Here is a 10749-nt window from a genome sequence, read left to right as displayed (position 1 = left end):
GGCGCATCCTCCGCAAAGCCCGCCTCAGCCCCAACAACCTCACGTCAATCGCCCGAGCCATCCTCACCCTGGAGACTCACCGCTGAAAAGGCTCACTGCTTCTGGTGGCGGAACAGGGTACGCCATTGCCCTTTGCGGCCCCGCATAGTCTGCTCTCCCTGGCTCTGCAAGGTCAGCCCTGACCTTGCAGAGCCAGGGCAGGATAGGGGTGACAGAACTGCCGAAGCTCTTTTTTGCCGCAAATGCCGCCTCAGGTCCCTTTGCGCGCAGCGGAGCTTCGGCATGTGTGCGTGTCTGCCACGCCTGCGCTTGGTGTGTTCTGCAACCTCAGCGAGTGATGTGGTGAAGACATCGATCCTTGTGCCCGGGCCCGCGCGTGACCGCGGTCAGTAGTACGGTTCTGACGCCTTTTTTGCGGAGCAGTGACATGGCATCACAAAGCGCTGGCAGAACAGGTGCTCGTGTGACTGCAGCGAGCTCTGGACGGCCTTCTCCCCATCTGAGGGCGGTGCCAGTGGAGAAACGTCGTGGCGGAAGATGACACGCTGGCCTTCTCGGTGAGGACACGGTCCCGGGAAGCCTCCTGTCCGGGCTGCGGCACGGTCTCCTGTCGCGCGTCCATGGCGGATACCGCCGACGGCTTGCAGGCCTGGCGGTCTCCGGGCAGAAGGTCGTGATCGACCTGGCGGCACGGCGGTTCCTGCGCCAGTTGGCGGAGTAGACCCGCCGCGCGTTCGTCGAGTAGGTAGAGGGGCTCACCGAACGGTTCGCACGCCGAACGCCGTCCCTGCGCCGGGCGCTGGAGAGGTTAGCCCTGGCCCTGGCCGGGCCGCCCCGGGTCCTGACTGGCCGAGCACCCCTCTCCGTGCCGACCAGTGCGAACTTACTGCCCCACAGGGGTTGTCTGCCAGGCGACCGACAACATCCGGTTGTCATTCGTCTCGACGGTGGCATCGCCCCCGGCCGGCTGCACGGCGGCCGGCGGACCGTCAGCGGTTCCGATGGCGATGGTGTTCTCCGTGTGGGTGACCGTGCTGACGCCCGGCACGCCGGTGAACGTGTGCACCACCACGTTGGTGGGGTCGCGCGAGTCGTGCTCCATCGCGAGCAGGTCGTTGACCGCCGCCAGCGAGGTGGCCGGCACGACCTGGAACTGGTTCGTGTCCGGGGCAAACGTCGTGAAGCTGATGTTGCCTCCGGCCAGCAGATCCGCCTTGTTGACGACCACGGTCACCACCCCCAGGAAGTCCCGGGGGGTCGTTTTCAGGTCGTAGTTGTTCCAGCTCAGCGTGACCTTGTCGCTGCTGCAGCCGAGCTTCGGCTGGTCCTGCAGGACGTTGCTGGTGTTGCTGCCCGCGATGTAGACGGTCCAGTTCCCACGGGGGTCGAAGGGGCCGCCAACAGCGGCGCCGGCCTTGTCGCAGATCTGCCCCGAGCGGTTGACGACCTCGACGATGTAGGTGGGGCCGACCGCGAGCTGCGCATCGGACGGAAAGGTTTGGGCGGCAGCGGGGTTCTCCGAATTCCCCAACGTGCGGCAGGCCTTAAGCCGCTCGATGACGGCCGTGAACGCAACCGCCTTGGGCGACGCCGCGCCCTTCGGCGTGAGCTGCGCGGTGGTGACTTGCAGGGTCGGCTGCCGCCGCGTACCCGTGGGTACCAGCCCCGTACGGTGCGCATCAGACGCCGGTTGACTTGGAGGATCCGGATCGTCTGCCTATCGGATGGACCCGGCACCTACTTCCATCTGCGGCAAGGGTCGCCGACACTTCCCCCATACGGCCTACGCGATCTCACGCCGCTCCCGTTTCAGGACATTCCCAGGCCACGTTACACGGCAGTTCGGTGACGAACCCGACCGATTGTGGGACTTTGGAGGTGGCCGCTCATGGCGGGCCCACGGCACCGACACCACCGTTGGACCATGTGGCCGGCACGCCACCCGCAGCGCATCGGCCTCCAGGAACAGCCAGGCCGGAACTTGCAACTTGAGACAGCGCACTATGGAATTCCCAGAACGGGGCACAGCTCGGTGCAGCTGGCCGCACCACCCTCAGCCTGGCCGAAAGGCTGGGCGTGGGGGCGGTGTTGCGAAGGTGGCCGGTCCGCCGACCAGGGCCAGCGGTGTCCTGTGCGCGCTGGACCGGCATGAGGAGGCGGAGACGATCACCCGCGGGCATCTACTGCGGGCTGAGGGGCCCCTGGCGGCCGATCTGCGTGTCCTGTTGCTTCACAGTCTCTCAGCCAGGGGCGTCATGAGGCGGCCATGGCCAGGCACCACCCCGAGTCCTCTCCTGCCGACGCCGCAGCGCACGAGCTCGCCAGTGCCGTTGCTCGGCCTGGGCTGCCACAACGAGGGGAGAGGCCCAGCGGGCGCCGACCACAGGCGAACGTGACCTCCATCCCAGCCACCACCGGGTAGGCGAGGTCCCGGCGCGGCTCGCCAGACCGCACAGGATTGCGCAGCAGAGTCGCCGTTGGCGAATGTTGCGACTCGACTACGCCTGTGCAACATCCTGCACCGGTGCTGGTGCTCGCTGGTTTCTGATCGAAAGCCCGATGAGGCGTATATGCTGATCCGCCCCGGCTGTTCACTCTCGCCCGCTGACGGGTCAGTATCCTGCGGGTCTTCCTACGCCACGGACGGGGCTATGAGCTCCTCCCTTCCTCATGCGGCCTGGCGAACCACATGAGGAATCAGTCACGAGATGATGGCGGTGGTTGTACCTGTGGTCTCAGTGACACCATCTTCGTCGGCGCAGAGCCCTTGGGTCGTAAGAGTGACCCCCTCAGAGCTGTAGTCGTGGCCGGTGAATTCCCCGTCGTAGACACTGCCCTCGGACAAATAGACGGAGTTACCGGCAGGGTTGAGCGCGATGGTCGTGGTGCCGGAGGCCTTGCTTTGCGAGACGGGCGTTCCCTGCAAGTTCTTCCACTCGATCGTCTGATCGAAGGTAGTGTCGATGGCTGTGCAGCTGAAGGTGCCGTGTCCTTCTGCGGTGAAGCTTCCATTTCGCAGGTAGGGGGCACTACTGGAGATGCATCCAGTCAGATTACCCGTCAGCTCGAAGTTGACTTCCCTGGGCGTGAAGGTGATGCCAGGGCTGAAGGTAACCGTGACAACGCCGGCGGCACACGTAACACCGGAAAGAACGCGGGCGTTTGAGGCAGATGCCGCTGGCGCCAGGGGCAATGCGCCCAAACTGATTACTGCCAGTGTCACTGCTGCTGTCCGGTGCGCGAGCCTGACAGGAGAAGGGCCGAGGAGGGGCTTACGAGGAGACATTATGCTTTCTTTCTGCTCTGGTTCACGGCAACGACTGCCACAAAGGGTGCCAGTTGTTGAGAGGAGCCGCGGGAAACGACTGGAATCGCGGGATGCCCGATGCCGTGATCGGCAGCGACACGCTCACTGAGCGACAACCGCGAGAGGCTCTGGTAGCCCGTCACCTTTCTTTGGAGCTGAAACCTAGCTACAGCTTGCTAGCGTTTCACCCCTCGGGGGAGGCGCAAACGCAGCATTCCCCCAGCGCGTGGAAGTGAGACATAAGACTCGATCGTTCACGAGTTCCCGTCAGTTGACTGATGGGGCAGGGCGACTCCGTTGCGCAGTTCGCCGCAGGATGGTGGTCAGGTTCGGGATGATCACTTTGGTGGGCCGCCTGGTACTTGCTGGCGAGGTGTCATCGGCGGGCATGCCGGGTGCGGGGATACACGTGAAGTGCTGCGCGACAATCCTGCCGCGCACTACGTCACCAACTCCCTTCCACTTGAGCAGACACCCCCGCCCCCGGCAGCCCCCGGGGGCTTTGCGCTTCCTGGGAACCGGCGTGCCGACCTACGAGGCCCTGCGCCGCTTCACCACCGACCTGGACCGCCTCACACCAGCCCAGCGCCGGCGCTTTTGCCGGGTCGGCTTGCGCGTGGGCGGCTACGATGCTGGTCATCAGCTTCCAGTCGCCGACGGATGGACCCGAATCGCGCTGCGGATGGCCTGAGCTCGTTCGGGCGCTTGAACCGCTGCTGGCGAAACCGGTATCCAGCGGCGGTTCGTGCGGGAGGGCATGGAGCAGATCGACGAGCAGAACATCGCGGTGACAGGTCTGGTGGTGCTGAGCATCCCCGGACCGGACGACGACAGTGCCACGACGGTGATGAAGTTCTTGGTGCGGGGTGGGCCACTTCCGAGGTCACCCCGCTCCGCCGGATTCCAGGCGAGCCGGGCGTACGGGCCAGGGTTTACACGGACGTCCTACGTCCGGGGGGTGCCCGGCTGTTGCCGGGTCCCAGCCCCTGGGTGGCGTACCGAAACCCCGGCGCGACACAGGGCTGTGGGCTTCTTCCTAACCGCCACGGGCCCCGACTTCCAGCGCTGGAAGTCGGGGCCCGTGGTTAGCCGACTAGAAACCGTTGAGCGGGGACAGGTCAACTGGCAGGGGTTGGCTGGCTTTCCTGTGCCTATTGAGCAAGTACAGCATCTTGTCGAACTCGTCCGGCGGCATCTTGAGGATCGGGTATCGCGAGGTTGATGTGGGTGCCCATGGCGTTGGAGACAACGTCAGCGGCACCGGTCTTCAGACTGCCCCGCCTCCACCTGCGACTGTGACGGCGGCGCCGCACCGGGGCATGAGCCGTGCGAGTGGCCCCGATGGGATGCTGAGCTGACGAGACAGACCTCGAACACGGGCTCCCGCAGGGGGGCCATTCGGCCGCTCAGCGCCCGCGCGCGCCTTCCGTCACTGACCGTTTTGGCTCCCACGAGCGGTATGCAGTACGAACTGATGACCGCGCGAAGCCGCGGGACCACCGCGGGTGGGGTTACAGGGCGACAGGATTCCAGGTCAGCTCGCGCTGGTACCCGTGGCGCCAGCCCCGTGTACGGACCGGGTCGGTACGCGGAACGTCCTGGTCGCCGGGGGACTTGGCGTCGACATTCTGGCCACTGTCGGAGAAAGACTGTAGAGCATGGGAGCCCCAACCCTCCTCACTGCCCCAGGACCACAGCTCGCCGTTGACGCCGAGGGGCGAGGTACCGGAATCCTCCATCACCACGAGCCCCTCATTGCCGCCGGTGTAGGCCATCACCTGATCCTTGGCCGGGTTGTAGAGGGTGAACTGGGAGTCGGCACCCCACTGCCTCCACACGCAATATGCATCGGCCGCCAGGAGTGGCTTCAGGTGCAAGTACGGGTCTTCGGCACTGGCGCAGAGCTTGAAGCCGCGGAACGCACCACTTTGGATCAGGACCTTCGGCGTCGCGGCCGACGCCTGAGTAGCCGGCAACGCCAGGCAGGCCCCGGCGACAGCCACGGCAGCGAGCGCGGCACCCAGGCCTCGCCCAGGACGGGAACCCCTCCCGAACGGAAAAGGGGAAGGGGAATCAGACATGGACCGGGTCATATCAACAACTCCTCATTCGCCGCACGCCCAAGGGAAGGCGGCAGCATGCACAGCGTGGGCATGACAAATGCAATTCGGTCTTGCACGGCAGAACGGCCGTTGAAGCGGTCCGGCAGTACCCGGAGTAGACAGAAGAACAGGCCTGGAGCAAGGTGCCCGCAGTCCTTGCGCATGAACGCCCCCTTCTGCAACTGCCGGTCTGCAGGGGCGTGGAAGTCAGGCGATCCTGCATGCCGACTAGACACACGCCCAGGACGCCGCAGGAACTTCGGCCGATAAGTATCCCCGAACCTAACGCCCACCAGACCAGCACGATCAGATGAAACCCCTGGCCACGGCCACTGCCCTCCAGCAGTCGCAGCCCACTCCCCCGAACGTCGAAGGCCATGGCAGTGAAGACAACTTGACGCGTATTCACGAAATCTGAAGGGTCGGAACCGCCGAACCGACAGGACCAAGCGTGTCGAGCAGCCCCTACCGGGCTCCACGCCAGTACACGAGGCTCAGGCGGTCACCCGGGGCCACACGAACCCGGGGCGGCCGCCACCGAGACAGCGCCGGGGCTCGGCGTGAGTAGTGCAGGCACGCATGGTGCGGCCGCCCCGCTGGACGGTGAGCGTGGCCAGTCGGCCACAGCCGTGGTGTCCGGGTAGCTGGGCGGGGTCGGACACCTCGCAGCCACCGGACGGGGTGTCCATATGGATCCGCAGGACTCGCCGAGGGAGTCGCAACGTGGCCGCGTCGGCTCGGTGCCCAGTGGTGGCGTAGGCAGTCACGGGGCCGCGTATGGCTTCGCGACGTGGGATGAAGCGCTGTCCCCTGGCCCGGGGCCGGCTGCCGCTCTGTCCCGCGGGCGGGTAGGGGCGGTGAGGGCACATCGAGGGGCGGGAACCTCTTTGGGACCGGCGTGTTCAACTCGGCACACCTGACGGGTCGCGGCAGGGCGGTCCGCGCGTTCCTGGTCGGTCTGGCTCTTGCGGGACCGCCGACGGCCAGAACCGCTTCCAGCGCTGCGTTTCGACTCCAGGCGGATGGATCGAACGGCCCGTACGTCGGCACGTACACCGAGGACGCAGTCATGCTCCACCACCTCAGCGAGAGGCTAGTGAGGACGGCCGCGTCGCGTTGGCTTGGTTCACGTCGAAGAGCGGTGTTTCGACAGCAGTTCGGGAGCCATCCTGACCCGCGGCACAGGGCCGTTGACGCCCGGGCGGCGCCGCCCACCGCCGGAAACCTGTCGGCATCACCCGTCACGCCGGGTACCGGGACTGGCGAAGGACTTCCCCAACCAGCGGACCGCCCCGCCGAAAAAGGTCCTGCAAGGACGGTGGGCTTTGATGAAATCGCCGTCTGGGAGGCCCGCACGCAGGGCCCAGTCCTCCCGCCGGATCCCGGCGAACACGCCACAACCGAGCACAAGCAGTGGGGCCCACTCCAGCGATACGCCGGACGCCGCGAGTACTTGGCCGGCCTGGTCTGCGACCGCACCGCCATGCGGTAATCACCGCCAGCCAACCCACCAGGCCAGCACGCCCCGACCGCCGTCGCGAGCCACGTCGATACCCTCAGGCTTGGGGACGATTCCGATATCGACAGATGCCGACGGGCACGGAAAGGCCTGGCCCTCGAGCCTGAAGCGCCCGACAGACCTTCCACGCCATCACCAGCATGACATCGTCCCAGGCTCCCGCCCCAGCCCATCGGCCGTAGCGCCAGGACACAGTGAGGTATCGAGGCCGTCCACCACATCAGGCATGCGGCCTTCACCGAGGACACCTGCAAGAGCCCCACCGGACACGGACCGGAGAGCATAGCCACCCTCCGCAACCTTGCGATCAACACCCTCCGCGACGCCGGCCACCACAACATCGCCGGACTCCGAGCGATCTCCTACACGCCGTTCACCCGCCCACTCGCCCTCCTCGGACTATCCCTAATGGGTCTCATACGGGCCGGATGGGAAACTACGGCTCGCATAAGACCCATTAGACCTCCCATGACATAGGGATGTCTGACCTGCACCGCAGCATGACCGTCACGACTATGAATCAGCCTGCCGCGTCCTCGGCCTCGTCGTCCTTCTTCATGGCCTTGGCCTCGCTCTTGAGGATGCGGGCCGACTTGCCCAGCGAGCGGGCCATGTCTGGGAGCTTCTTCGCGCCGAACAGCAGGACGAGGACTCCGAAAATGACGAATATTTCCCAACCCCTGAAGTTACTGAACATAGGCGTCTCCCTCTTCTCTTCCCTGAGGTGCGCAATACGAAGGGCGGGCGGCCAGAAATTTCTTTGCCAAGGTCGAGGAGAAGATACCTCACCGCGCCGCCACAGGTTCCGCTACATCGCCCGCGCCGGACACTGGCAGTGTCGTGGGCAGGACAGTCGTCAATTTCGGCCCGCCGGCCAGGTGGCCTGGGGCCATCTTTGTCGGCCGCTCAGTTTTCCTTTGTTGCGCAGGCTGGATTGCTTCTTTTTTAGAGGACATTTTTTGTAGACGGACTCGGACAGCCGAGATCACCCTGGTAGTAGGAAGCGAAGATCCATCGTTGCTTGAATTTTGCATTCAGGTCGCCGCACGTGATAAGTCCCGTGTTGGTGTCAGTCTTGGCCTCGGGTGCGTAGAGACAGTAATTTGTGCCTGTTAATTGCAAGGTTCCCAGTGGACCACGTAGCCAGTTCTGCGTCACCGGGAAAATGGCGACAAGACCTCCAGAACGAAGTGGAACTGACGCAGCGCCGCAGCTCGCAAGGATCACCAACTTGGTGTCCCAAGCGCCGCTCCTCTTAATAGCCGAGACACACTTGTCCTTTACCTTCAGCCTGCCCTCGGCAGTGTAGGTGAACTGCTGTGCTGTGTTGTCGTTTGAGTGGGTGCAGTACCAATCAGCGACTTGCACGGCTGTGCCATCCGTTGCCCAGCCGCCATTAAGATTCAGGCACAGTTTCGGATCTTCCGCAAGCTTAATCTTCCAGTCCACACTGGTTTCGACGACGGCTTGGGGGCGCTCACCTGCCTCCTCCGCGCTGGCCGCAGAAGCGGGGCTTTGGGCGAAAGCCAGCGTGACCGCACTTAGCGCTGCTACCGCAAGGTGCCCATACTTCGTTTGCTTCCTGTTAATCATTGGTTGACCGGCTTTCTTCGCAATGCTGGCGGCCGCCTCTGGCGAGGAGAGATCAGTTGGATTCCTCCTCAGAGCCAGGTAGCTGCAACGCCAACCTATCTTCTTTGAGGTCTAATATGAGCCGCTGCCGTCCAGAAAATTCCAGGCAATTACATCTTGGCAGAGGCTTTTATTCACAAAGTCGAAAGCGATGACGCCCAGGCGGGGGCGAGCCGACGCTGTCGGATACTGCCCGCGCAGCTTGCGGAGCAATTCCAGCAGGTAGGGGTTGAGTTGTTGCGAATACCACTCAGGGTCATGAAGAAGGTCCCACTGCCTCGAAATATGATTAATGTAGAAGCCGGTAGGGTTGCTCAGTGCGGCATTTACGTGATCGCTGATCGCCTTCTTCTTCGCGTCCAGGCCGACCTCCGACTCGTCTTGTTTCTTCAGTTCTGCATCCGACCACCATACAGTGTTGTCGATGTATGGCAGACCGGTCACCAGTACTATCTTTCCGCGAGCGGCTCCCAGATTCGGGAACGAGGTGGCCTGATAGAAGAGGCCCCTCCAGCATTCTTTGCCGATGTAGGTATCCCGGAGGATCTTTTTGTAGGTAGCGCTGTCCCCGCCGTTCTCCTGCTGCATCCTCATGATCACTGTTTCTTTCGGATTCTCGGCGAAGAAATCCCCGATCTGGGCCAGTACGTCCCCGAATGTGATCTCCTGGAAATAAAGACCGTGATAAATGGGTAAAATTTCGCCGTCAGGATAACACCGAATGTCCAGGTATCGGACGCCCAGGTTCAGCTGGACACCGATCGAGAGATTCTGGCAGCGTGCATAATCACCGAAACCGCCAAGCGTTGACCCAGAGTCATGCGCACCAGGAATGGTAATGTTTTTTAAAAGGGTCGCGTCCGGCAGCTGCGACATCCATCGCTGCCCTATATCCACAGAACTGATCCTGGCAGTCACGCCCCGCGATGCGACTGGAATGGCGGCTGTGCGGCTGATGCTCGACGGAACAAGGAGACCCGCCGAGGTCAAGGCTGTTAAAGAAAGGAATGCGCGACGATTTAGGATCATTCCGGCTCCTATGTCGGAGAGAATTGTAGGGCATCGGACAGACCATCCGATGCCGAAATGCACACTATCTGGAATATACACTCACTCGCGGGTAAGCGGAGTGCGACCAGTGGGAAGCGAGTCGGAAAATAAGGCGCTTGTCGAGGAATTTTCTGCTCGAATACACGGGCCATATGAGACGATCTCATCACATATTGGCAAATTCCAAGGAAACTGGTTCGCCGGAACAGTTAATGCGTCGGGCCCCGGAAGACATCACTTGGCAAATATGTGATCCTCGGCCGTCTCATCGCCTGCGGAAACCGCAGCCGCTTCGTGGATGCTGAAGCGAGCTCGAGGCCCCATGCCGACCGCAGGCAGCCGCCGCGGCTGCCATCCACAGTCCGCAGGCCGGACCAAGGAGAGCGGCCGCCTCGAAAGGTGTAGCCGGTTTATGGTCCTCAAAATCACCTCCTTCCGCTGCCGGCCTTCTGGACATGGAGAGGACCCGGCGGCCAGGACATGACGGCGTTGACGGCGGCAAGTAGATACTGGCTCTTTCGCGATTTCCATGTGCCCGAGGTGTTGATCTTCCCGGTTCATGACCATGCCTCCCTACGACGGGAGCGGGAACAGACACCGCTTCATGCGGAAGGCACGCGATGCCGGAAGATCCCATTTGCCCGCGAGGGGCCGGATCAGCTCAATGACAAGCTGAACGAGGTCATTGCCGATCTCCGTGTCATCAAGGGTGACGTCTTGGCCATCCGGATCGGCCGGGGTGCCACAGATCAAGAGCTGGATACTTTCATCGGCGAGCAGCGGAAGACGAACGAGACCCTCGTCTCGCTCCTGTCCGAACGAGGTCGCTCCATGGAACGCCGTGCGGCGGCGCAGGTCTGGTCCGACTCCGCGAAACGAACCCTGCACGCCCCCAGCCTCTCCCTCTCTGCCAGTCCCGGGTGAGATATCCCTGCCTGGCGGGAGCTCGCTGAGGCGCAGCACAGGCGAGCAGGATGCGGTGCACAAGGCGATTGCCGGTGGCGGCGCAGAGCCGGACGTCCGAAACGGGCGGGGCAGGAACTGCTAGGACTTGTCCGGCCGATCATCGTTGGAGGCAGTCGGGCATGATGCCCGGGTGAGCATCATCGTGAAGTTCTTCGTGGCGCCGGACGACACGT

Annotated in this window: 8 protein-coding genes and 1 pseudogene; 3 read left to right on the top strand and 6 right to left on the bottom strand. The window is 63.4% G+C overall.

Annotation, left to right across the window (positions count from 1 at the left end; all coding sequences use genetic code 11):
- Window positions 1–883: 883 nt before the first annotated feature.
- Both ACFYP3_RS35890 and ACFYP3_RS35885 read right to left on the bottom strand, forming a co-directional pair.
- Window positions 884–1531, bottom strand: coding sequence for a hypothetical protein (locus ACFYP3_RS35890; protein WP_388842136.1), 648 nt, complete (start codon window positions 1529–1531; stop codon window positions 884–886).
- Window positions 1532–2701: 1170 nt separating this feature from the next.
- Window positions 2702–3223, bottom strand: coding sequence for a hypothetical protein (locus ACFYP3_RS35885; protein WP_388842134.1), 522 nt, complete (start codon window positions 3221–3223; stop codon window positions 2702–2704).
- Window positions 3224–3830: 607 nt separating this feature from the next.
- On the opposite strand from ACFYP3_RS35885, the gene ACFYP3_RS35880 reads away from it, so the two are divergent.
- Together ACFYP3_RS35880 and ACFYP3_RS35875 are read left to right on the top strand one after the other, a co-directional pair.
- Window positions 3831–3998, top strand: coding sequence for a hypothetical protein (locus ACFYP3_RS35880; protein WP_388842132.1), 168 nt, complete (start codon window positions 3831–3833; stop codon window positions 3996–3998).
- On the top strand, window positions 3968–4396 hold the full coding sequence (locus ACFYP3_RS35875; protein WP_388842131.1) for a DUF6207 family protein: 429 nt from the start codon (window positions 3968–3970) through the stop codon (window positions 4394–4396). The genes ACFYP3_RS35880 and ACFYP3_RS35875 overlap by 31 nt, the downstream gene beginning before the upstream one ends.
- 422 nt (window positions 4397–4818) lie before the next feature.
- On the opposite strand, the gene ACFYP3_RS35870 is transcribed toward ACFYP3_RS35875, so the two are convergent.
- The 4 genes and pseudogenes from ACFYP3_RS35870 to ACFYP3_RS35855 form a co-directional block, all read right to left on the bottom strand.
- On the bottom strand, window positions 4819–5310 hold the full coding sequence (locus tag ACFYP3_RS35870) for a hypothetical protein (protein WP_388842129.1): 492 nt from the start codon (window positions 5308–5310) through the stop codon (window positions 4819–4821).
- Window positions 5311–7457: 2147 nt separating this feature from the next.
- Window positions 7458–7625 (bottom strand): annotated as a pseudogene (gene tatA / locus ACFYP3_RS35865) (Sec-independent protein translocase subunit TatA); the annotation flags it as partial.
- A 248-nt stretch (window positions 7626–7873) separates the two neighbouring features.
- Entirely contained in the window at window positions 7874–8521 is a 648-nt protein-coding gene (locus ACFYP3_RS35860) for a hypothetical protein (protein ID WP_388842127.1), read from the bottom strand.
- 111 nt (window positions 8522–8632) lie between these two features.
- Window positions 8633–9436, bottom strand: a complete 804-nt coding sequence (locus tag ACFYP3_RS35855; RefSeq protein ID WP_388842125.1) for a phosphatidylinositol-specific phospholipase C domain-containing protein — start codon at window positions 9434–9436, stop codon at window positions 8633–8635.
- Window positions 9437–10090: 654 nt separating this feature from the next.
- On the opposite strand from ACFYP3_RS35855, the gene ACFYP3_RS35850 reads away from it, so the two are divergent.
- Window positions 10091–10534 (top strand): hypothetical protein, encoded by a 444-nt coding sequence (locus ACFYP3_RS35850; RefSeq protein WP_388842123.1) that lies wholly within the window; start codon window positions 10091–10093, stop codon window positions 10532–10534.
- Window positions 10535–10749 lie beyond the last annotated feature (215 nt).

The organism is Streptomyces sp. NPDC005533 (assembly GCF_042871845.1).
GTDB lineage: Bacteria > Actinomycetota > Actinomycetes > Streptomycetales > Streptomycetaceae > Streptomyces.
This window is presented reverse-complemented; position numbering and strand designations above follow the sequence as displayed.

Excerpts from the sequence above, each read along its gene's own strand:
- ACFYP3_RS35875 (WP_388842131.1), top strand. The coding sequence starts at position 3,968 with ATGGACCCGAATCGCGCTGCGGATGGCCTGAGCTCGTTCGGGCGCTTG.
- ACFYP3_RS35860 (WP_388842127.1), bottom strand. The coding sequence starts at position 8,521 with ATGATTAACAGGAAGCAAACGAAGTATGGGCACCTTGCGGTAGCAGCG.
- ACFYP3_RS35855 (WP_388842125.1), bottom strand. The coding sequence starts at position 9,436 with ATGTCGCAGCTGCCGGACGCGACCCTTTTAAAAAACATTACCATTCCT.
- ACFYP3_RS35850 (WP_388842123.1), top strand. The coding sequence starts at position 10,091 with ATGACGGCGTTGACGGCGGCAAGTAGATACTGGCTCTTTCGCGATTTC.